Annotated in this window: 27 protein-coding genes; 24 read left to right on the top strand and 3 right to left on the bottom strand. The window is 29.7% G+C overall.

What is annotated here, in order from left to right:
- The 7 genes from COL3_RS19500 to COL3_RS19475 all read left to right on the top strand — a co-directional run bounded on the left by COL3_RS19500 (position 1) and on the right by COL3_RS19475 (position 4,374).
- Positions 1-456: a GNAT family N-acetyltransferase gene (locus tag COL3_RS19500; protein ID WP_008424091.1), complete on the top strand. Its 456-nt coding sequence runs from the start codon at positions 1-3 to the stop codon at positions 454-456.
- Between the two features lie 141 nt (positions 457-597).
- Entirely contained in the window at positions 598-1,020 is a 423-nt protein-coding gene (locus COL3_RS19495; protein WP_008424093.1) for a hypothetical protein, read from the top strand.
- A 136-nt stretch (positions 1,021-1,156) separates the two neighbouring features.
- On the top strand, positions 1,157-1,963 hold the full coding sequence (locus COL3_RS19490; protein WP_008424095.1) for a hypothetical protein: 807 nt from the start codon (positions 1,157-1,159) through the stop codon (positions 1,961-1,963).
- A 156-nt stretch (positions 1,964-2,119) separates the two neighbouring features.
- Positions 2,120-2,668: a GNAT family N-acetyltransferase gene (locus tag COL3_RS19485; protein WP_008424098.1), complete on the top strand. Its 549-nt coding sequence runs from the start codon at positions 2,120-2,122 to the stop codon at positions 2,666-2,668.
- Positions 2,669-2,691: 23 nt separating this feature from the next.
- Complete coding sequence (locus COL3_RS28450) at positions 2,692-2,790, top strand: helix-turn-helix domain-containing protein (protein WP_143327551.1); 99 nt, start codon at positions 2,692-2,694, stop codon at positions 2,788-2,790.
- A 13-nt stretch (positions 2,791-2,803) separates the two neighbouring features.
- Complete coding sequence (locus COL3_RS19480; protein WP_008424100.1) at positions 2,804-3,370, top strand: DNA-3-methyladenine glycosylase I; 567 nt, start codon at positions 2,804-2,806, stop codon at positions 3,368-3,370.
- A 77-nt stretch (positions 3,371-3,447) separates the two neighbouring features.
- Positions 3,448-4,374 carry a homocysteine S-methyltransferase family protein gene (locus COL3_RS19475; RefSeq protein WP_008424102.1) on the top strand — a complete coding sequence of 309 codons (927 nt, stop codon included), beginning with the start codon at positions 3,448-3,450 and terminating at the stop codon, positions 4,372-4,374.
- Positions 4,375-4,684: 310 nt separating this feature from the next.
- Here COL3_RS19475 and COL3_RS19460 read toward each other — a convergent pair whose 3' ends face one another.
- On the bottom strand, positions 4,685-5,020 hold the full coding sequence (locus COL3_RS19460) for a helix-turn-helix domain-containing protein (protein ID WP_008424104.1): 336 nt from the start codon (positions 5,018-5,020) through the stop codon (positions 4,685-4,687).
- A 132-nt stretch (positions 5,021-5,152) separates the two neighbouring features.
- Between COL3_RS19460 and COL3_RS19455 the strand changes: the two genes are divergently transcribed.
- From COL3_RS19455 to COL3_RS19415, 10 genes are all read left to right on the top strand, one after another.
- Complete coding sequence (locus COL3_RS19455) at positions 5,153-5,665, top strand: flavin reductase (RefSeq protein WP_008424106.1); 513 nt, start codon at positions 5,153-5,155, stop codon at positions 5,663-5,665.
- 361 nt (positions 5,666-6,026) lie between these two features.
- Positions 6,027-6,740: a methyltransferase domain-containing protein gene (locus COL3_RS19450; protein WP_008424107.1), complete on the top strand. Its 714-nt coding sequence runs from the start codon at positions 6,027-6,029 to the stop codon at positions 6,738-6,740.
- Between the two features lie 104 nt (positions 6,741-6,844).
- Positions 6,845-7,348 carry an HAD family hydrolase gene (locus COL3_RS19445; RefSeq protein ID WP_008424109.1) on the top strand — a complete coding sequence of 168 codons (504 nt, stop codon included), beginning with the start codon at positions 6,845-6,847 and terminating at the stop codon, positions 7,346-7,348.
- A gap of 41 nt (positions 7,349-7,389) precedes the next feature.
- Positions 7,390-8,049: an N-acetyltransferase gene (locus tag COL3_RS19440; RefSeq protein WP_008424110.1), complete on the top strand. Its 660-nt coding sequence runs from the start codon at positions 7,390-7,392 to the stop codon at positions 8,047-8,049.
- Between the two features lie 230 nt (positions 8,050-8,279).
- A complete protein-coding gene (locus COL3_RS19435) occupies positions 8,280-8,672 on the top strand; it encodes a universal stress protein (protein ID WP_008424112.1) in 393 nt (130 codons plus the stop codon).
- Positions 8,673-8,724: 52 nt separating this feature from the next.
- Positions 8,725-8,856 carry a hypothetical protein gene (locus tag COL3_RS29625; protein ID WP_278286692.1) on the top strand — a complete coding sequence of 44 codons (132 nt, stop codon included), beginning with the start codon at positions 8,725-8,727 and terminating at the stop codon, positions 8,854-8,856.
- An 898-nt stretch (positions 8,857-9,754) separates the two neighbouring features.
- Positions 9,755-12,964 carry a DEAD/DEAH box helicase gene (locus tag COL3_RS19430; RefSeq protein WP_242982157.1) on the top strand — a complete coding sequence of 1,070 codons (3,210 nt, stop codon included), beginning with the start codon at positions 9,755-9,757 and terminating at the stop codon, positions 12,962-12,964.
- A gap of 84 nt (positions 12,965-13,048) precedes the next feature.
- Complete coding sequence (locus COL3_RS29395; protein WP_008424116.1) at positions 13,049-13,219, top strand: hypothetical protein; 171 nt, start codon at positions 13,049-13,051, stop codon at positions 13,217-13,219.
- Positions 13,220-13,497: 278 nt separating this feature from the next.
- Positions 13,498-13,752, top strand: coding sequence for a hypothetical protein (locus COL3_RS19420; protein WP_008424117.1), 255 nt, complete (start codon positions 13,498-13,500; stop codon positions 13,750-13,752).
- Entirely contained in the window at positions 13,742-13,945 is a 204-nt protein-coding gene (locus COL3_RS19415; protein WP_008424119.1) for a hypothetical protein, read from the top strand. The genes COL3_RS19420 and COL3_RS19415 overlap by 11 nt, the downstream gene beginning before the upstream one ends.
- 216 nt (positions 13,946-14,161) lie before the next feature.
- On the opposite strand, the gene COL3_RS19410 is transcribed toward COL3_RS19415, so the two are convergent.
- Together COL3_RS19410 and COL3_RS19405 are read right to left on the bottom strand one after the other, a co-directional pair.
- Positions 14,162-14,596, bottom strand: a complete 435-nt coding sequence (locus COL3_RS19410) for a hypothetical protein (RefSeq protein WP_008424121.1) — start codon at positions 14,594-14,596, stop codon at positions 14,162-14,164.
- A 12-nt stretch (positions 14,597-14,608) separates the two neighbouring features.
- Entirely contained in the window at positions 14,609-15,046 is a 438-nt protein-coding gene (locus tag COL3_RS19405; RefSeq protein WP_008424123.1) for a LytTR family DNA-binding domain-containing protein, read from the bottom strand.
- Between the two features lie 215 nt (positions 15,047-15,261).
- On the opposite strand from COL3_RS19405, the gene COL3_RS19400 reads away from it, so the two are divergent.
- From COL3_RS19400 to larA, 7 genes are all read left to right on the top strand, one after another.
- Positions 15,262-15,957 (top strand): FadR/GntR family transcriptional regulator, encoded by a 696-nt coding sequence (locus tag COL3_RS19400; protein WP_008424126.1) that lies wholly within the window; start codon positions 15,262-15,264, stop codon positions 15,955-15,957.
- Between the two features lie 398 nt (positions 15,958-16,355).
- Entirely contained in the window at positions 16,356-17,144 is a 789-nt protein-coding gene (locus COL3_RS19395) for an electron transfer flavoprotein subunit beta/FixA family protein (RefSeq protein WP_008424128.1), read from the top strand.
- A 63-nt stretch (positions 17,145-17,207) separates the two neighbouring features.
- Positions 17,208-18,398: an FAD-binding protein gene (locus COL3_RS19390; protein WP_008424131.1), complete on the top strand. Its 1,191-nt coding sequence runs from the start codon at positions 17,208-17,210 to the stop codon at positions 18,396-18,398.
- A 3-nt stretch (positions 18,399-18,401) separates the two neighbouring features.
- Positions 18,402-19,805, top strand: a complete 1,404-nt coding sequence (locus tag COL3_RS19385) for an FAD-linked oxidase C-terminal domain-containing protein (protein WP_008424133.1) — start codon at positions 18,402-18,404, stop codon at positions 19,803-19,805.
- A gap of 49 nt (positions 19,806-19,854) precedes the next feature.
- Entirely contained in the window at positions 19,855-20,640 is a 786-nt protein-coding gene (locus COL3_RS19380; RefSeq protein WP_008424136.1) for an electron transfer flavoprotein subunit beta/FixA family protein, read from the top strand.
- A gap of 20 nt (positions 20,641-20,660) precedes the next feature.
- Positions 20,661-21,599: an electron transfer flavoprotein subunit alpha/FixB family protein gene (locus COL3_RS19375; protein ID WP_008424139.1), complete on the top strand. Its 939-nt coding sequence runs from the start codon at positions 20,661-20,663 to the stop codon at positions 21,597-21,599.
- A 28-nt stretch (positions 21,600-21,627) separates the two neighbouring features.
- The gene (gene larA, locus COL3_RS19370; protein ID WP_008424140.1) at positions 21,628-22,914 is read left to right on the top strand and encodes a nickel-dependent lactate racemase; all 1,287 of its coding nucleotides are present in this window, start codon (positions 21,628-21,630) and stop codon (positions 22,912-22,914) included.
- The last annotated feature ends 103 nt before the right edge of the window (positions 22,915-23,017 follow it).

Below are 23,017 nucleotides of genomic sequence, written 5' to 3'. Positions count from 1 at the left end.
GTGATTTATAGATTGGCATCAGAAAGTGATATTTTAATGCTTTCAGAAATGAGATGGGAACATGAATATGAGGAAGAAGGAAAATTCGATATTTCAAAAGAAGATTTCATTAAAGAGTGCAATTTATTTTTAATTAATGGTCTTAAAAGTGGAACTTGGGAGTATTGGATTGCAGAAGAAAACAATATAATTGTTTCAAATATTTATATAAATAGAATACGGAAAGTACCAAAGCCACAAAAACTAGTTGCAGAAATAGGTTATGTAACCAATGTTCATACAAAGGTTGAATTTAGAAATAAAGGAGTAGGAACAGAACTTTTAAAAAAAGTAAAACAATGGGCTACAAATAATAAAATTGAATTATTATTTGTTTGGCCAAGCCAAAAGGCAGTAGCTTTCTATGAACGACAAGGGTTTTCAATGAATAACGAAATAATGGAATTAGAAATGTGATTAATTGGCAGTGTTTATATAAAACTCAATGGTAGTTTATGGTTACAAATGATTAAATCAAATTTTTTATAAATTGCAATTGTAGTTAAGTGTGTAGTAGTAGACAAATACTAATTTAATAAAAATAAGGAGTAAGAGTGGATGAATAATTATGGTGTGATTATTATGGTAATAGTTATGATACCTAATATTATATTTGCAATTAAAGAGAAAAACTTTGAAAATAAATATCATAATAAGGTAGTTGAAATCATTGAGCAGATAGGAAGATTTGGTTCAATGGGTTTAATGATTTTCAATATACCACTATTAGAGTTTGGTTATTGGTTTAATAATGGAAAGATTGTATACATGGCTTTAACTGGTATATTAGCAGTGCTATATTGTTTTATATGGTTTTTATATTTTAGGAAATCAACAATGGAAAAAGCAATGGCACTTGCTATTATTCCAACAATAATATTTTTATTTAGTGGTATAGTACAAGGTAACGTTTTATTGATAATAACAGCAATACTTTTTGGCACTGGACATATTATTATAACTTATAGTAATAATAGATAAATTCTAATATGAAGGTTTGTGTCAAAGAATATCTTTTGTTTTCATGTATGTTTAATATGCGGTTTTAAGTTATCAAAAGCTGTAATAAAGCGACGAACTCAATTAAAATTTTCAATAGTTCATGGGAGGAAAATGTTTGAGTAAAAGGGTGAAATCAAGTAAAGAATATAATAATGGTAATACTGGAAGTAATAGTAATAACAATAGTGATAAAGTCTATGATGCATTGGATAAAGCTTTAGTATATGCTAGTATTCCATGCTTTTTTTTCTTGATAATAGCAATTTATTTTAGTGATTGGTATTATGATTTTCAAATTTTAAAGTTTTCTAATGAAAGTACATTATTGTTTGTCCATGATAATATGTCATCAGCAATAATATTTTTTTCACCACTCATAATAATATTTTTAATAATATTAAATATAATAACTGCCCCTTATATTAAAATTGTGAAAGATTCTAATATAAGAACTATTACTCAATCTCCAATTAAAATTTTTAAAGTGAGGATTTGTTTATTTATTGCAATTATCACTTTCGCAATTTCCGTATCTTTAATTTTGAGTGAATTTTTTAATTATGCGAATGTAAATAAAGACGGTATACATGTCAGAAAAAGTATTCTTTCAAATATTAAAGATTATGATTGGAGCGATGTTACATATGCCAAAGTATCATATGAAAGAGTGAACAAAGGTTCGCTAAAAATTAACTATGATATATATTTAGATGATGGACAAATAGTACATGCTCAAGATTCGGAATATTTCTTTGAGAATATAGTAAAGGTTGATGATTTATTACAAAATAAAAAAATCAAAATATATAGACAAAAAATACGGGACAGTGATTATAGTAGCTTTGTAAGTCAATATAAAGGACCAGGAAAAACTCGTGTTCCTAATTTGTTAGACGTTGTACTAAAAATACTGGATAAATAGGATAGAAATATTATAAAATCTTGTAGTGAAAGCTATGTGATTTTCTTAAAAGGTGTAGAAATTAAAAATTTGTAGTTGTTGTACTAAAGTAAATTATGATTAGTAAAAACTAATTGTTAGCATAAAGATAAATAGTAATTTGGGGAGGGAACCATAATGATATTTGAAGCAAAGGAAATAGAATTAAAGGATGGAACAACATGTATTTTAAGAAGTCCAGAGGAACATGATGCAGATAAAATGATTGAATATTTAAAAATGATCTCAGAAGAAACATATTTTATGCTCAGATATCCTGAAGAAATTAATATTACAACTGATAAAGAAATAGAACTTCTTAAAGATAATCTAAATAGTAATAAAGATATGATGATTGCAGCATTTGTTAACGATGAACTTGCAGGTAATGCGGGTATTAGGTGTGTAAGTAACCATATTAAGCTTAAACACAGAGCAGTGTTTGGAATTTCTATAAAAGAAAAGTATTGGAATAATGGCATTGGAAATGCATTGGTTAGAGAAATAATCGGACAAGCAAGACGAATGGGGTATGAACAGATTGAACTTGGTGTATTTTCGGATAATGAGAAAGCAAACACCTTGTATAAAAAGTACGGTTTTGAGGTTTGGGGTAGCACAAAGAATGCCTATAAGCTTAAGGATGGAACATATCGGGATGAAATCATTATGGGAAGAATGATATAAATACTAGTCAAAGCGATAAATTGATGATCCCTAAAAGTACAGCAAGTACTAGTGTTGATGATCTAGTTAATTTGGGTTTAGTTGAACGTAAATCATCTTTAACAAGTGAAAATATAAAGTAAGGAGTGATACTAAATGATTAAAAGGTGTGAATGGGTGACTGAAGAAAATTTATATATTGAATATCACGATAAGGAATGGGGAGTACAAGTATATGACGATAGGAAACTATTTGAAATGATATGTTTAGAAGGGGCTCAAGCAGGACTAAGCTGGTGGACTATTTTACAAAAAAGAGAAAATTATAAGAAGGCCTTTGATAATTTTGAACCAGAAAAAATTGTTAAATATACAGAAGAAAAATTGAAGTCATTAATGGAAGATAAAGGTATAGTTCGTAATAGACGAAAAATTGAAAGTGTTGTGACAAATGCAAAAGCATTTTTGGAAATCCAAAGTAAGTATGGTTCATTTTCTAATTATATATGGGAGTTTGTAGATAACAAGCCTATTATTAATTCTTGGAAGAGCATAAAGGAGATCCCATCTTCAAATGAACTAAGCGATAAAATGAGCAAACAGTTAAAAAAAGATGGATTTAAGTTTGTAGGAAGTACAATTTGCTATTCTTTTATGCAATCAGTAGGAATGATAAACGACCATATAACAGAATGTTTTTGTCATCCTTTTTATTCAAAATAGAGATAATTACATTATTATAGCAGCCGTAGGATTATTTTATATAAGATTTTTGAAAACATGAATATAAAGAGGTGCATATGAATTTTGAAACTTGCTTTAATACATCTTCATCTATTTTAATGGAAGGTGCCTTAGGAGAGAGATTAAAAAGGGAATTTAATATTACATTTGATGATAAGGTTGCAATGGCTGGTTTAATATACAATGATGATTCAAGACAAGCCATGTATAGTATTTTTAAACAATATTTAAAGATCGCTGAGAAATACAAGTTACCATTTATTGCAACAACTCCTACAAGAAGAGCAAATAAGGAGCGTGTCATACAATCTAAATTTAATGAAAGGATAATAAGAGATAATGTACAATTTCTGCAAGGAATAAAAAGAAATGCAAATGTAAATATGTTTGTGGGTGGCTTAATGGGGTGCAAGGGAGATGCGTATAAAGCAACTGATATTTTATCAGTAGAAGATGCACAAGAATTCCATTCATGGCAGGTAAACTTATTTAAAGAAGCAGGAGTAGATTTTTTGTTTGCAGGTATTATGCCTGCACTATCTGAGACTATTGGCATGGCAAAAGCCATGGAAAATGCAAACTTACCATATATAATTAGTTTTATGATTAGGAATGATGGAAGACTAATAGATGGAACTACTATTAATGATGCTATTTTAAGTATTGATAATGCTACCCTACAAAAACCAATTTGTTATATGGTAAACTGTATCCATCCAATTATCTTAAAAAAAGCTTTATCTTATTCTTTCAATAAAACAAGATTAGTAAAAGAAAGATTTCATGGAATACAAGCAAACACTTCACCATTATCACCAGAGGAATTAGACAATTCCACGGACTTAAAATCTTCTGATAGTATTAGTCTTGCTAGTGACATGATGGATTTATATGACTATTTTATTCCTAAAATTCTAGGAGGCTGTTGTGGAACTGACAATACTCATATAGAAGAAATAGCAAAAAGGTTACATCAAATATAGATTTTAGTTAATATAAATTAGATTATAAGTGTGCATTAGTTTTTGCTGTTCCACATAGAGAATTATTAAATATTAATGTGGTATATAGACTAGCAACAGAAAATGACATTTCAATGCTTTCGGAAACGAGATGGGAACATGAATACAAGGAAGAAGGAAAATTCCATTAGAAGTTTTCATATAAAGTGTGATGGTAATTTATGATGTATTAGTTATTTATTGCAGTAAGTATTTTGGGGGAGGATATATGAAAAAAGTATTAAGGTCTTTTACATTTTTGCTTGGAATAATAAGTTTATTAATTATTCAATTAAATATCAATATTGTCATTAAAATTTAAATTTCCCCAAATGCACATTTCTTTTAAAATGGGCATAAGAGATAATCCTTTTTCAGATAGCGAATATTCTACTTTAGGTGGAACTTGGCCATATTCTGTACGAATGACAATCTTATCAGCTTCAAGCTCCTTTAATTGACTGCTTAACATTTTATGAGTAATACCTTTAATAGATTTCTTTATTTCTCCGTAACGCATAATTTTGCAGTGCCATAACCAAAACATTATAATCATTTTCCATTTACCGCTAATAATAGATAATGTATATTCAAATGGTTTTGAGTTTATTTCTATATTTTTCTCCATTTCATTACTTTCCTTTCAGTGAGTATCTTACAAAAAAGTGCATGCTATCATTATATTGTAATATGTATATATAATAATACATATTAAGAATGCTTTGCAAAGTAATTTAATATTATGGAGGTATAATTATTTATGAATAAATTTAAGGAAATTAAGCCAGAAGAATTAAATGAAAGCACATTTAAACTTATAGGTAAGGATTGGATGTTGATTACGGCAGAGAATAATAATAAAGTAAATGCTATGACTGCAAGTTGGGGCGGATTTGGAATAATGTTTGCCAAAAATGTAGTCTTTATTGCTATAAGACCCCAACGTTATACAAAAAAATTTGTTGATAATTCTAATACTTTTTCTTTAACGTTTTTTGATGAAACTTTTAGAAAACAATTAACTTATTTTGGAACTGTATCTGGTAAAAATGAAGATAAGATTTCCAAAGCAGATTTAACAATCCAACATGCAGATAGTACACCTTATTTTGAAGAAGGGCGCATTGTAATTATATGTAAAAAAATATATGCACAGGATTTTGCACCTGAATGTTGTACTGTAAATGGACTAGATGAAAAATGGTATCCTGAAAAAGATTACCATACATTTTATATTGCAGAAATAGAAAAAATTCTTATAAAGAATAGTTAACTAAAATGATGTTTTTGTAAAGAAGTTTGATTTTACAAATACGACAAGCCGTTGTCATATTTAACTTGAAATATAAACATTGATCAATTGACAATAAAATTAATTTATGTTATATTTAAACATATTATTTTGCAAGGTGGTGTCTGTTTGTTAATTGTTCTGTAATAAGCATTAATTGATTTATATTGTGTAATAAATTTGTTGGATTTCCAACTTTATTTGTTATACCTATAATGCCTTACAGAAAATACAAAACTGACATTTAATAGGATTATATGTTACAGGTATAGTATTTTGCTATGCCTGTTTTCTTTTTTTGTAAGGCAAAAGCATAATTTTGTTTTAAAGAAAGGATATAGGAATGGAATATTTAAAAAGTAAAAAATATGATAGTGATTTTATAAAAGAAAATATGATGGGCCCTAATTCTATGAAGATTTTAGAGGAATTATCACAAAAAATTCCATTAAAAAGTGGTATGAGGGTATTAGATTTGGGATGTGGTAATGGGCTTACTTCTATATTTTTAGCAAAAGAGTATGGCCTACAAGTTTTTGCTGTAGATTTATGGATTTCAGCAACAGAAAATTATAAACGTTTTAAGAAGATGGGATTGGAAAATCAAATTATACCAATACATGCCGATGCTATGAAATTACCTTTTGCAAATGATTATTTTGATGCTGTTATTAGCGTGGATTCATATCATTACTTTGGAAATAATGATATATACTTTGATACCTATTTAGCCAATTTGTTAAAACGTAATGCTTTGATTGCTATTGGAATTCCTGGAATGAAGTACGAAATTCATGATAATATACCTGAGGAAATGAAACAACATTGGCCAAAAGATTCACTTGAAATGTGGCATTCAAAAAAATGGTGGGAACAAGTATTATCTAAATCAGAGCATTTCGGTAAAGTAGAAATCGAAGAAATAGGTTGCTTTGAGGAAGCGTGGAAAGATTGGCTGGCGACAGATAATAAATTCGCCATAGGTGATAGGTCTATGATTGAAGCAGATAATGGACGATATATGAATTTGCTTTCAATTATTGGAAATAAGAAATAATGTGTAACTAATTAATATGAGATACACAACATTCATAAATTATGAAATAACAGTAATTATAACAAAGTAATAAAGAATTAGTAAGATAAAAGGTAGGGAAGAAAATGGGGAATTGTGAGATTAAAGCTATTATATTCGATTGGGGAGATACATTAATGCGTGATTATAAAGAATATAATGGTGCGATGGTGAACTGGCCGCGTGTAGAAGCAATTTCAGGAGTTAAAGAATCTTTGGATAAACTTAATGAAAGCTACATATGTTGTGTAGCTTCAAATGCAGGAGATTCTGATGTAGAATTAATGGGTAAAGCATTAGAAAGAGTAGGTATTAGAAAATATTTTAAATACCTATTTACTTCTAATGAACTTGGATGTTCAAAGCCAAGTATTGAATTCTTCAATGAGATATCACGTAGGATCTATATCGAAGCAAGAGAGTGTATAATGGTTGGTAATGATTATTTTAAGGATATTGCACCAGCCAAATACATAGGAATGAGAACAATTTTACTTTCAGAGGAGAGTAATCAATCTTTAATGGCTTATGCAGATGTAGTAATAACTTCAATGAAAGAATTAATATCGGCAGTAGCAGAATTGAGTTAGGATTAAGGAAATAATACAGATAATTTTATGGGGGATGAACCATGGTAGAAATAGAAAATATAAAATTACGTTTAGAAAAACCAGAAGATTATAAAGCAGTTGAAAATTTAACAAGAGAAGCTTTTTGGAATGTTTATGTTCCTGGATGTAGTGAACATTATTTAATACATAACATTAGAAACTCGGATGCTTTTATTAAGCAGTTAGATATAGTGGCAGAAATTGATGATAGAATTGTAGGTAATATTGTCTATACAAATGCTAAGATACTTGGCGATGATGGAAATTCATATAATGTCGTTTGTTTTGGACCAATTTCCATTTTGCCAGAATTTCAAGGCAGAGGAATTGGTGGAATGCTAATTAGACATACTAAAAATCTTGCCCAAAAACTAGGTTACCGTGCAATATTGATTTATGGAGATCCAGAATATTACAGTAGATATGGTTTTGCGCCTGCAGAAACTTATGGAATAGGAACGGCTGATAATATGTATGCTGTACCATTACAAGCCTGTGAATTATACAGTGGGGCTTTAAAGAATTGTAAAGGTAGATTTTATGAGGATAAAGTTTACGAAATTGATGAAGCTAAAGCAGCAGAATTCGATAAGTGTTTTCCGAAAAAGGATAAGCAATCTAAACTGCCAAGCCAGGAGAGATTTAATAAGTTAGTAGCAATGAGAAAGCCAAGAAATTAGAGAGAATATAATGAATCAAGAGCAAACTAGAAGTAAATATTTTCTGGTTTGTTTTTTAGAGTTCAGTTATTTTCTATTGTAAGATACTCATAATAATATGAATATTTAAATGCAAATTGTTTTGTGTAAAATCTCAATATACCAAGAAGTAATTGATAAAAAAGAAGGAAAACGTTATCAAAATGTCGAATATATAAAATATATCGTAATTATGAAAGGGTGTGTTTTATATGAAGAAAACAAAAGTTTTAGTTCCATTGGATGTATCAGAAATGAGCATGTATCCTATTAATTGGATAAAAAAACACTTTGATAAGAATGATATTGAAATTACACTAATGAATGTAAGCGAAAGAATTGTGGCTGATGATTCAGGTGATTTTCAAAAAAGAAGTAAAATAGTTTTAAAGGAAGTATCAGCGAAATTGGAGGGATATACAGTTGAAAAGTTTCTTGCTGTCGGATATACTCCAGATGAAATATTAAAAAAAGCAGAAGAAGGTAACTATGATATGATAATAATGGCAAAGTCTTCTAAAACAAAGTTACTCAGAATTATTGGTTCTGTAACAAATAAGGTTCTTAAAGATGCTAAAATACCAGTAGTAATTCTTCCTCAATAAATTTTATTATTAAAGCTGAGATTTTCTTATATTTTAGAAAGTTTCAGCTTTAATGATTCGTTTTATGAAAATAGGATTAAGGGCCGGCCGTAGTGACAATTGTACCGGAGCCGTTGGAATAGTTAAAGTATTAAGTGATAAAAGTCATTATAAATATAAATATATTGCATCGTGGATAGGGTAATAAAACTAATTTGCTTGCTTGCAGTTTCCCATTGGTATATTTAGTTTGCATATTACCTTAAGCATTTGAACAACACTACAGTTACGATTTGCGCTATAATTTATTCATACTGGTAGGGTGTTGCAAAATATAGCGATACAATTCCATCTAGTAGTGGTTTGGGTTTAACAATATTTGTGGCCTTATTTTTTATTAAAACAAGAATTTTCTTGTATATATTTAGTGGATTATAATACGATTAATACTAAAATAATTAATAAGATAGAACAGTAAAGTAGGATAATATATATTATATAAATGATTAAGGGGGGGAGTTGTGTTAATAAATCCTAATAAAATTACATATAGTGAGTTTTTAGAGGATTAGAAGTTTATTTAGATGATTTATTCATATATCATTAAAAGATATAATTTGGTAATAGTATTAGATATTCTTGGTATTGTTGGAGTTTTGACATGCCTTATCTTTCGTAAAAATGCTCATATATGGAAATTAGAAAAACAGTCAGCTCCTCCATAAATGAATAAAAAATGTATTGAGATAAATTAAAATCTTACATAATTCAAAAGTAAATGAATTATGTGAGATTTTTTTAATAATAGTGATAAGTGTGGATATCAATTAGACAATAAAAATAGCAATCAATATAAAAATAGGAATAATATTGTTATAATGTAATAAATAGAGGCAATAAATATAGATAGTACTCAGATAAGAAATATTTGTCTATACTCCATAATATATTAGGAAATAAGTTTTCAGGATGATTATTTTGTTTTTAAATATATATATTGAACTATCAATTCTACATTATTAATTCTAGAAATCCTGTAAGGATTTCAAACATAATTGTCAATTGTACATTGTAGATTGTTAATTGCTAATTGCAATATATATATGCCTTATATAAAAATAAAGGAATTGATTTTAAAGATGAATTTTAATATAGAAAAATTATCAAAAAACTTTGAAAGCAAAGTGGACTTTTTTAAAAGACAAAAAGGAAATGAACTTCTTAGAGCAGGAAAGGTATTGAATATTAAAGAAATAGCTGATAGAGAAAGGGATTTTATAGAAATTATCTCTAAAGTGTACTCTCAAATAAGCTACTCGCATTATGAGGTCAAGGTATTGATAAATGGAAATTCTAGTGAAATAGAAGGAACATACTGTGATTGTTTAGATTTTTATAACAATTCCACGCCAAGAAATAAATATGTTTGTAAGCATATATCTGCAGTATTATCAAAATATATATCTGCAAGAAAAGTGAAAAACGAAGAAGAGAAAAAAAGAATTGAAAATATGGGAAGAGATATATTAAATGAACTTAATGCGTTAAGTCAGCCCAAGGAGAAGATTAACCTAGAGGTCAATTTAAATCCTAAAAACTTTAATGGGTACTTTCAAGCAGCTTTTAAAATTGGAAATAAAAAAATGTATGTGCTAAAAAGTGTACGAGATTTTATAAAGGCAAGATCAGAAAATCAAAAAATAGATTACGGGAAAGATTTTTCTTATGACCCATCAGTGCATATATTTAATGAAATCGATGAAAATATAGTTGATTTTATAGAGGAATATGTAGCTAATGATGCCATATCGAGATATAACAGTACTGGATTAATTGATGGAAAAAATTTAAATATTAATGATGCTTCTCTTAGACGTTTTTTGCTTATGCTAAAAGAAAAAGGAATAACATATGATTCAGAGAAAGTAAAAATTATTGAGGGAGACCTTCCCTTAGAGCTGGATATTAGTGAAAAGAATGAAAAATATATTGTGAAAATAATTGGAGAATACTTTAAACCCCTTACGAATAAATATGATGTTTTTCTTTTTGAAAATAATATTTATTTACCTTCGAGGCTGCAGATACATAGTCTTAAGTTATTTTATGACTATTTTAAAAACTTTAAAAGGCTGGAATTTAAAAAAGAAGCAGCCTTAGAGGTATTTAATGAAGTAATGCCTAAGTTAGAAATTATGAGTTCTAGTATTAAAATAGATGATAAGATTGATAACCTGGTTAAAAATGATTTGAAGGCTGAATTCTTTTTGGATATAAGAAATAAACAAGTAGTATTAGATGTAAACCTAATGTATGGGGACGAAAAATTAAAATATTTCTCTAAAGTACAAGATAAAAATAAAATCATTATACGTGATTCCATCAGGGAAGAAAAGATTCTTGAAACAATAACTAATCTTAATTTCTCGTATAAGAACAACATATTTGAATTTATTGGAGATGAATATGCCTTATATTTGTTTTTAGGAGGTAAGTATAAAGAACTTGAAGTCTTAGGGGATATTTATTACTCAGATAGATTTAGGGATAGAAAAGTTTATTATACACCTAAAATTCAAGGGATTATTAAGGATAATGAGGATAGTTTTTTAGATTTTACCTTTGAAATTGAAGATATACCACCTAAAGAAAATAAGAATATTTTAGAGGCTTTTAATAATAAAAGAAAATATTATAAACTTAAAAATGATAGCTTTATAAATCTTGAAGGACAAGAAATTCAGGATTTTCTTACCTTGGTTGATGGGATTACAAGTGGCAGTAAGGAAGGAAATATAAGACTACATAAGAACAAAGCTATTGTTTTAAATGATTATTTGGAAAATAGTAATTTAACATTTATAAAAGGGGAAAATATTGTAAAGGATATTTCAAATAAGGTTTTAGAATTAGATAAACTTGAATATTCCATGCCAGATAAACTAAAAACTCAGCTTAGAGATTATCAAATAACTGGATTTAAGTGGTTTAAAAATTTAAGTTATTTAGGTTTCGGAGGAATATTAGCTGATGAAATGGGACTTGGAAAGACTGTGCAGACTATTGCATTTTTGCTATCTGAAGATGGTAAAAAGTCCATAATAATTGCACCCACGTCCTTAGTATATAATTGGAAAAATGAATTTATAAAATTTGCTCCATCTATGAAGATTGGCGTTGTTCATGGAAATAAAAATGAAAGGGCAAATGTTGTTGAAAATATAAATAAATATGATGTACTATTAACCACTTATGGAACTTTAAGAAATGATGAAGAAAATTATGAAAACTTACATTTTGATTATTGTATACTTGATGAGGGACAAAATATAAAAAATCCTTTGGCTAAAAGCACAAAATGTGTTAAAAATATAAAAGCAAAAAGTAAATTTGTATTAACAGGAACTCCAATTGAAAACAACTTAATTGAGCTGTGGAGCATTTTTGATTTTATAATGCCTAATTATTTATACAATCCAACATTTTTTAAGAAAAAATTTATTGATAATGACAATTCTGCAATTGAACTTCAAAAATTTATAAGACCTTTCATGCTTAGAAGGCTAAAAAAAGATGTTATAAAAGAGTTGCCCGATAAAATTGAGAAAAATTATTATGTAGAGCTTACAAAGCAGCAAAGGAAGGTTTATGCTACATATGTAAAAGATATTAAGGCTAAAATGGAAGATGAAAGTTTTGGAGGAGATAAGATAACTATATTTTCTTATTTAACAAAACTTAGACAGCTATGTCTTGATCCATCTATAGTAGTAGATAAATATGCAGGTGGAAGTGCAAAAATAGAAGAAGCTTTAAAGCTTATCGAAGAAAATATAGAAAATGGCCATAAAATCCTTTTATTTTCCCAGTTTACTTCTGTATTAAGTAATATCTCAGATGAATTATCAAAAAATAAAATTGAACATATGTATTTAGATGGAAGTACAAAGGCAGATAAAAGGTTGGAACTTGTAGAGGAGTTTAATAAAAGTAATAAGTGTAAGGTATTTTTGATTTCCCTAAAAGCTGGAGGAACAGGACTTAATTTAACTTCTGCTGATGTTATCATACATTTTGACCCTTGGTGGAATCCAGCGGTAGAGGATCAGGCTACTGATAGAGCTCATAGGATAGGGCAAAAGAATGTAGTTCAAGTATTTAAACTAATTTCAGAAGGAACTATAGAAGAAAGAATTATAAATCTTCAGGATAGTAAAAAGGAGCTTATAAGTGATGTTTTAGATAGCGATTATAAGAGCGAAAATATGCTTTCAGCCCTTTCAAAAGAGGAACTTATGGAGTTGTTTTCATAATAAAAATGCGTTCTTTTGTTTTAGGCATTAACTTTTATACAAGCGGATATCCGTTTTTAGTAAGCAGGATTTGTCAGATTATTGATGAAAGTCAATTATTATGGAGTGAAGAGAATATTAATTAAGGTAGTAAAAGAATTATTACAAGAAAATAATACACTCTTCAATGAAATGGTAAAAAATGTTGAAAACAATCATGAATTTAAAGACTATATATTTGATTTAATAATTAATAGTAATTACTTATCTTTCTAATAAGTATGTAATTGAATTAAAAATATGGAGAGGCATTGAATACCATAAAAAAGGATTAAATCAGCTTAAAGATTATTTAGATATTCAGGGCTTAGATAAAGGATACATTGTTGCTTATAATTTTAATAAAGATAAGGATTATAAGTAGTGTATTTTCATGAGCGGATTATTGAAAAACAATATAATTGTATTTAGAAGATCTTAATCATAAGGAGTTGAAGGTTTTTTTTTATATTATGATATACTATTGTTATAAATACATTGAAGGAAGTGGTTTAATGAGTCCATTAGCTAAAGAAATAATAGATAAGTTAAATAGAGAAGAGGATGAGTTAGTTTTATCAGAGGTATTGGATTTCTATGAATATGTAAAACAAAAGAAGCAAAGAGAATTACAAAGAAAGTGGGAAAGAGTAGAAGAAGATGATCCTACAGAAGAAGAGAAGACACTATATCAAGATTATAAGAATAAAAAAGATGAAATCGTTACTTTAGAAAATGTAATAAAAGAGTTAAATCTGAATGAAGAATAGTTATAATGTAAATTTAACTAAAAAAGCAGAAAAATTTATAAAGAAACAAGATAAAGATACTCAAAAAAGACTTATTAAAGCTATTACGGAACTTCCAGAAGGTGATATTAAAAAATTAAAAGGTATGAATGAGGTATATAGATTAAGAGTGGTGACTTCAGAATTTTATTTGAAAGAAACGACAATGAATTAATAATAATAGTTATTGATATTGGTAATAGAGGGCAGATTTATAAATCGTAATTTAAAGTGTTGAATTTGGATAAGAGTTTATTTAAGTAAGCTCTTATTTTTATGTTAGAATATAGCTAAGTTTAATTATAAACATTAGGGGGCTTAGAGAATGACAAACAAGAGGGGATTCAAAAGACTCAAAATCATTTTGTATTCCCTCTTTATATATTTTAAATCAATCTTTATCATTTTTGTATTTAATTAGTTTTTCGTTTATAAGCTTTGCTTCTTTTGCACCATTTATACTCATCATTGTATAAACTGAAACTTTTACTATAATTAATGCAAATATATATGCTAGAATCAACTCGTTATTCATAGCTTTACCTGGACTAAAAAACAACAACCATAATAAGAGCATCAATTCTGAGAGGGTTAAGAAAACATTAAAAATGATAAGTTGAACTTTTTTACTCATTTCATTTTTGTTCGTAAAGGCTAATTTTAAAAATACATATGCCAAGGAAAATAACATAATCTGAAAAAGTAATGAAATGCTGATTGTTTCATTGGAATAAATTTCTGAAATCATTGTGATAATAATCATTAAGAATCCACTAGATATAAAGAAATCCTTTAAAGAATTTTTAAAATAACTAATAAAGTTCATTGTATAACCTCCTTATAATCCTAACTTCTTTTTAAATACAGGGACATATTGTCTTGAGATGAATATTTTTTCTCCATTTTGCAGCAGTGCTTCAAACTTACCATAGAAAACTGGGCTAACAGATTCTATTTTGGAAATATTAATAATTGTTGATTTTGATGCTCTAAAAAAATCGCTATTCTCATACTCAGACTCAATTTCGTAGAGCTTAAGTCTTGATTGGAAAATCTTTTGTTCACAATAAATAAAGACTTTATTATCCACAGATTCAAAATAAAATACATCTTTTGGATTAATAATATGCATTTTTGCATCTGTAAAGCCCATAAGCTTTTTAGAAGATGATTTAATGGAATAAATCAGTTGTAGCAATGATTCGTCAGGCTCGTTACATCTTATTATTATTTCTGGCTCAGATCCAGCAGGGATATTTTCAATACTAATTTTCATTTCCACGTCCCCCCCCTTATTTCCTATATCTATAGTATATGTCAGCAATTTGTAGTATTCAACAGCTCTGAAGTAAGGTGTAAAGCTAGCTCGGTAAGCTGCATTTTTAAATTGATAGGTTGGAAAATATGTTCATCTTCTTTTACATGTTTTGTCTTTGATGTATAATGTATTAAAAAATATAAATTTGAGATGAAGAAATAAGGGAGACACAGATGTTAACGCCTAATAAAACTACAAAAGTTTATGATCAAGTTATAGAACAAATTAAAAATAAAATAAAAAGTGGAGAAATAAAAAAGGGAGATAAATTACCAACAGAAAGAGAAATGGCAGAATCAATTGGTGTGTCACGAGCATCAGTAAGGGAGGCAATAAGAGCTTTAGAGGTGGTTGGTTTGGTAGAAAGCAGGCAGGGCGCTGGGAATTACATAAAAACTAATTTCGATAATTCATTATTTGAGCCTCTTTCAGTAATGTTTATGCTGCAGGAATGTTCTATTAGGGAAATGTATGACCTAAGAGAAACTTTAGAATTACAATGTGCTAAATTAGCAGCTAAAAATATAGAAGACAATGAACTTGCACTTTTAACTGCCATAGTAGACAGAATGTATATTGCAGGAAGTGAAGAGGAAAGTCTTGAACTCGATATTAAATTTCATTACTTAATTGCAAAAGCTTCACGAAACGTATTGCTAATAAATGTCCTTGAAGTTATATCCCAGCTTATGGATGAATTTATTCAAAAATTTAGAATGCAGATTTTACATGAGGGAAATAAAGAAGGTCTATTAGAAATACATGAAAATTTACTTAGAGCCTTGAAATGTCGTGATGAATCAAAAGCGTACAATGCCATGAAGGAGCACTTTAATTTAATTAGGAAAGCTTATGGATATGATGATTAGGCATATGAAAGAAAATAACAAGTCAAAATAGGCGGATAGGTTAACTTATTATTTTTTTGATAATGCCTTAAATATATATACTTAGATTATTAATGCAGTTCTATTGATAATCTAAGTATTTTTTTTGATTTAGGAATGTTATTTATTTAACAATAAATGTTAAGTACAAAGATATTTAGAAAAAAATTTAATTTTAATTTGTAATCTGGAAAATTAATACCAGCATAAATGTGTAATTATTCACAATAGAAAATATTACTCATGTAAACATTTTCTGTTAAATTAATAACAATTGTTTACAAGAAATATTAGAAGAGCTATAATTAAAACGTAAATTGGTCATACCAATTTACAATTGGTATGATAAATACGTGTAAATTTATAGGAGGAAAATCATTATGAATATTTTAGTTTGTATTAAACAAGTACCCGGAACTTCAAAAGTAGAAGTTGATCCTGATACTGGAGTGCTAAAAAGAGATGGTATAGATTCTAAAATGAATCCATATGATTTATATGCTTTAGAAACAGCATTAAAAATTAAAGAGAGTAAAGGTGGCACAGTCAAAGTATTAAGTATGGGACCCAATCAAGCTTTAAGTGTAATAAGAGAAGCATATACTATGGGAGCTGATGCAGGAACCTTGCTATCAGATAGGAAGTTTGGAGGAGCTGATGTTTTAGCTACTTCTTATACTATTGCTCAAGGGGTTAAAAAAATGGGGGATTTTCAGCTTATAATTTGTGGAAAGCAGACTACAGATGGAGATACAGCACAAGTTGGACCTGAAATGGCTGAATGGCTAAAGATACCTCATGTAGCAAATGTAAAAAGAATAATTGATATAGGAGATTCTTCAATTACAGTTGAAATGGACATGCCTGAAAGTCTTGAAACTGTAGAAATAGCATATCCATGTTTAATCACAGCGGATAAGGGAATATTTGAACCAAGATTACCTTCTTATAAAAAGAAATTAGCTACTAAGGATAGAGAAATTAAAATATTAAGTTTGAATGATTTTGATGATAAAAATGAGAAGAACTATGGATTGAATGGTTCTCCAACTCAGGTTGAAAGAATATTTCCACCTGAAGTTAATAATGATAGGGAAATGTGGACAGGAAGTTCAAGTGAATTAAGTGAAAGAATGGGGAATAAATTAAAAGCACTAAAATTCGTTTAAGAAACAGGTCATTAGGACAAAAAGATATGTTAATAATTTCAAATTAAAGAAGGAGAAGAAGCTATGGCAAAGTTGATTATAAATCAAGATAAGATAACAGATATTGAAGAATTATTAAAAATCTGTCCCTTTGGTGCCCTTGAAAATAATAATGGCAAAGTTGAAATAAGTGGAGCTTGTAAGATGTGCAGACTTTGTGTTAAGAAAGGGCCTAAAGGTGCTGTTGAATATATAGAAGAGGAAATTAAAGAAATAGACAAAAGTGCTTGGAAAGGTATTGGTGTTTATGTTGATCATGTAGATGGAGATATACATCCAGTTACTTATGAGCTAATAGGAAAAGCCAGGGAACTAGCTGGTAAAATAAATCATCCTGTTTATGCAGTATTTGTAGGAAATAACATTTCTAATAAGGCAGAAGAACTTTTACATTATGGGGTAGATAAGGTTTTTGTGTATGATGACAAAGAATTAAAATATTTCAGAATAGAACCATATACAGCAGCTTTTGAAGATTTTATAAACAAGGTAAAACCAACGGCGCTACTAGTTGGAGCAACTACTATAGGAAGATCCTTGGCACCAAGAATTGCAGCTAGATTTAAAACAGGGCTTACGGCTGATTGTACTATTTTAGATATGAAAGAAAATACGGATTTAGTTCAAATAAGACCAGCTTTTGGTGGAAATATCATGGCTCAAATAGTTACCCCTAATTCTAGACCGCAACTAGCAACTGTTAGATACAAGGTTATGACAGCTCCAAAAAGAAGTGAAGAAATTGCAGGTGAGATAGTTTCTTGCAGTATTGATAAAGAAAAATTGAAATCAGGAATTACAGCTCTTGAAATAAAGAAAAAAGCAGCAGAAGTTGGAATAAGTGATGCAGAAGTAATTGTAGCAGCTGGCAGAGGAATTAAATCAGAAAAAGATTTAGATATGGTTATGGAATTAGCTAAAGCTTTAAATGCAGAATTTGCATGTACAAGGCCCCTTATTGAAGCAGGCTGGGTTGATGCAAAAAGGCAGATTGGATTAAGCGGAAGAACTGTAAGACCAAGACTTATAATAACTTGCGGTATATCAGGGGCAGTTCAATTTACTGCTGGAATGAATAATTCAGATTACATTTTTGCAATTAACACAGATGAAAAAGCTCCAATCTTTAAAGTTGCTCATTATGGAGTTGTTGGAGATATATATGAAGTAATTCCTGAATTAATAGAAAAGATAAAACTTGCTAAGGAGGCATAGGGCATGAGTTATAAAGAAGTTGAAGCAAAGGATTATGAATATATATTATCTATTGCTGAAAATGATAAAGAAAGAGTATTTTTTAGAAATGAAATAAATGAAGATTATAGTCATGATGAACTTGGTGGAATTAAAAATATGCCAGACATAGTAATTCAAGCTGTAAATACAGAGGAGATTTCAAAAGTAATGAAATATGCCTATGAAAATCACATTCCTGTAACTCCAAGGGGATCTGGCACAGGGCTTGTAGGTGCAGCTGTTCCTTTAAAAGGTGGAATAGTTATTGATCTTAGCAGAATGAATAAAATATTGGAATTAGATGAAGAAAATTTGACCCTTACACTAGAACCAGGAGTACTTTTAATGGATATTGGAAAATATGTTGAGGAATTTGATTTATTTTATCCGCCAGACCCAGGAGAAAAATCTGCAACTATAGGCGGAAACATAAGTACTAATGCAGGTGGAATGAGGGCTGTAAAATATGGAGTAACTAGAGATTACGTAAGAGGTCTTGAAGTTGTACTTCCAAATGGAGATATAGTAGAGCTTGGAGGAAAAGTTGTTAAAAATAGTTCTGGTTATGCCTTAAAAGATTTAATAATTGGAGCCGAAGGAACTTTAGGAATAGTAACAAGAGCAATTTTGAAGTTATTGCCTCTTCCTAAAAAAGCATTAAGTCTTCTTATACCTTTTGAAAGTCTTGAAAGAGCGATTGAGACTGTTCCAAAGATAATTAAATCAAAATCAATACCAACAGCAATTGAATTTATGCAAAAAGAAGCTATCCTTGCAGCAGAAGAATTTCTAGGAAAGAGCTTTCCAGATAAATCTTCAGATGCATATTTACTATTAACTTTCGATGGAAATTCCACAGAAGAAATTGAAAAGGCTTATGAAAATGTTGCTAATATCTGCTTAGAAGCAGGAGCACTAGATGTATTTATTTCTGATACAGAAGAAAGACAAGAATCAATATGGTCAGCTAGAGGATGTTTTCTTGAAGCGATCAAGGCCCTAACTAGCGAAATGGATGAAGTTGATGTTGTCGTGCCAAGAAATAAAATTGGAGAGTTCGTAACTTTTACCCATGAACTTGAAAAGAAAGCAAACATAAGAATAAAGAGTTTTGGACATGCTGGAGATGGAAATTTACATGTGTATATATTAAGGGATGAACTATCTCAAGAGGCATGGCATGCAAAATTAAGTGAAGTTATGCAGATAATGTATGATAAAGCTAAAGAATTAAAAGGACAGGTTTCTGGGGAACATGGTATAGGCTTTGCAAAGAAAGGATATTTAAAGCAGTCGTTACCAGATCAATGTATAAACATAATGCAGGGAATAAAATTAGCTTTTGATCCTAGAAATATATTAAATCCAGGAAAAGTATGTGAATAAAATGGCCAGTAGTATCAAATTAATTTAAAGGATAAAGGTGAAGAAAAGTATGGAAATTATGTTATGTGTAAAACAAGTTCCAGATGACTCTGTTGAAATTCATTTGGATAAGGAAGTTAGAAAACCTAATTTGAAGGGGGTGAGTTTAGTAGCAAATGCATTTGATACCTATGCATTAGAGCTTGCAGTTCGATTAATTGAAGCCCATGGGGGAAACGTAAGTGTATTAACTGTTGGAGCTGATGATTCATTAAACACCTTAAAAAATTGTCTCTCTGTAGGAGCTAAAGAAGCATTTTTTGTAAAAGATGATTTATATGCAGATTTAGACTCCCTTGGAACAGCTCAGGTTTTAGCAGATGCTATTAATAAAATTGAAAAAGACAAGGGTGAAAAATTTGATTTAATTCTCTGTGGAAAGGAATCCACAGATGAAATTACTGGTGAGGTTGGAGCGATGCTTGCTGAAAAGCTTCAAATGGGCTTTGTTAGCAGCGTAATTGAAATAAATTTAAAAGATAATGCTATAGAAGTTCATAAAGAAACTGATGAAGGCTATAATTTGGTTTCTCTAAAATCACCAGCCGTATTAACAGTAAGTAAACCAAATTATGATCCTCGTTATCCTACTATAAAATCAAAGATGGCAAGCCGTAAGGCAGTTATTCCAACCTACAGCGCAGCAGAAGTTGGAGAGGTGAAACAAGCAAAAGTCCGCTGCATTCAATATGTTGAACCTCCTAAGAAAGAAGCTGGGGTAAAGATTCAAGAGAAAGATGCGCAATTAGCAGTAAGTGCTGTTATGGAGCAAATGAAAAAAGATAAAGCAATCTAATTAAGGGGGAAAATAAAATTATGAAAGTATTAGTTTTCATTGAGACAGATGGAGAAAAAGCATTAGGTGGAAGCCTAGAACTTATTAGTGCAGCAGGTGCATTAGAAGCAGAAGGAACAGCACTTATAGTAGGTAGCAGAACTGGAGCAGATACAGTAGCTGCTTCTGGAATTCCAGTTATATTTGTAGATGCTGATACAGACTGTGATACTTTGGCAGAAGTATTAGCAGAAACTGTTAAGGAACAAAATCCAGATATTGTTCTATTAGCTAATACACCTTTATCTAAGGATATTGCACCACGTATTGCAGGACGAATGAGTTTAGGCTGTGTAAGTGATGTAATAGGAATGAGTAAAACTGATGGTAAAGTTATATATACTAGACCAGCTTATGGCGGTACAATTTTAGAACATATTGAAGTAGAGGGAACTGCTATAGTTACAGTTAGAAATGGAAGCTTTCCAAAGCCAGAAGCAGCCTCAAATGCCGGCGTTACAGAAAAGAAAGTAGAAATTCCAGCTAATGTTATTAAGGCAAAAATTATAGATACAGTAAAAGAAATTTCTGAAGCTGTTAATTTAGAAGAAGCCGAGGTTATTGTTTCTGGTGGACGTGGAATGGGAAGTGCAGAAAATTTCAAACTTGTTGAAGAATTAGCACGTTTACTTGGTGGTGTAGTAGGTGCAACAAGGCCAGCAATTGAAAGTGGATGGGTTTCTCGTGCGCATCAAGTTGGACAATCAGGAAAAATAGTAGCGCCAAAACTTTATATTGCATGTGGCCTTTCTGGAGCAACTCAACATACATCAGGAATGTCAGGTTCGAATTATATTGTGGCAATTAACAAAGATGAAGAGGCTCCAATTTTTGAAATTGCTAATGTAAGCATCGTGGGAAATGTAACTGAGATTCTTCCAATAATGATTGAAGAAATGAAAAAAGCGAAGGCACAATAGGTATGATTTTTTAGTAAGGAGGCATATTATGGCTTCAATAGAGATACCATATTCAACAAAATCTTTAAAAATAGAAATTGATGATAAAAATCTAAAAGGAATATTAGTTTCTAAAGCAGATGGTTATAAAGCTGATGGTTCACAAAGTGATATAGTTAATAGGGCTCTTGATCACCCCATAGGAAGCAAATCCTTAGAAGAATTAGTGAAAGATAAACATAACATGGTTATTATAACCAGTGATCATACAAGGCCTGTTCCAAGTAAGATAACCATGCCTATTCTCCTTAAAAGAATAAGAAAGGTAAATCCTGATATAGCTATAAAAATTCTTATAGCTACAGGTTTTCACAGACCAACAACAAGAGAAGAGATGATAAATAAATTTGGGCAAGATATAGTTGATAATGAAGAAATTATAAATCATATTTCTACAGATGAAAGCAGTTTAATTAATGTAGGAACTTTACCTTCTGGTGGTAAGCTTTACCTAAATAAATTAGCCCTAGAAACAGAATTACTAATAGCTGAAGGGTTTATAGAGCCACACTTTTTTGCAGGCTTCTCTGGAGGAAGAAAGAGTATTTTACCTGGAATAGCATCTGCAAAAACTATAATGGCTAATCATTGCTCAGAATTTATTAATAGCAATCATGCAAGGACTGGAATTATAAAGGACAATCCTATACATGAGGATATGATTTATGCAGCTGAAAAAGCAAAGCTTGCATTTATATTAAATGTAGTTATAGATGAAGATAAAAACATTATAAATGCTTTTGCAGGTGATAGTAAGCTTGCTCATGAAGAAGGCTGCAAATTTGTTATGGATCTTTCCAGTGTAAAAAGTATACAAGCTGATATCGTAATTTCAAGCAATGGAGGTTATCCACTAGATCAAAATATATATCAGTCTGTAAAAGGTATGACAGCAGCAGAAGCCACCTGTCGAAAAGGCGGAGTAATCATTATGATAGCTGCTTGCAATGACGGACATGGCGGAAAATCCTTTTATGAGACTTTAGCAAATTCTAAAGGGCCCAAAGAACTTCTTGAAAAAATATTAAAGGTACCTAGAAATGAAACTATACCTGATCAATGGGAAATTCAAATTTTAGCAAGGATTCTTAGTGAGTTTACTGTGATTTTTGTTACAGATATGTGTAATCCTAATATGATTAAAAGTATGCATATGAAACATGCGTTCAACTTTGATGAAGCATTAAAACTGGCATATGAAATTAAAGGAGAAGATGCAGAAATTGTAGTAATTCCAAATGGTGTAGGAGTAGTTATAAAAAGCGAAGAACAATAAAGCATAAAATTTTACACTTGTATATTTAAGAATTATTAAAAATCATAAGTAAATAAAAACGCAGCATATAACAAAGAACTAGATTAAAATGCATGTAAAAACA

This window comes from Clostridium sp. LS (genome assembly GCF_002760435.1).
In the GTDB taxonomy this organism is placed as follows: domain Bacteria; phylum Bacillota; class Clostridia; order Clostridiales; family Clostridiaceae; genus Clostridium.
This window is presented reverse-complemented; position numbering and strand designations above follow the sequence as displayed.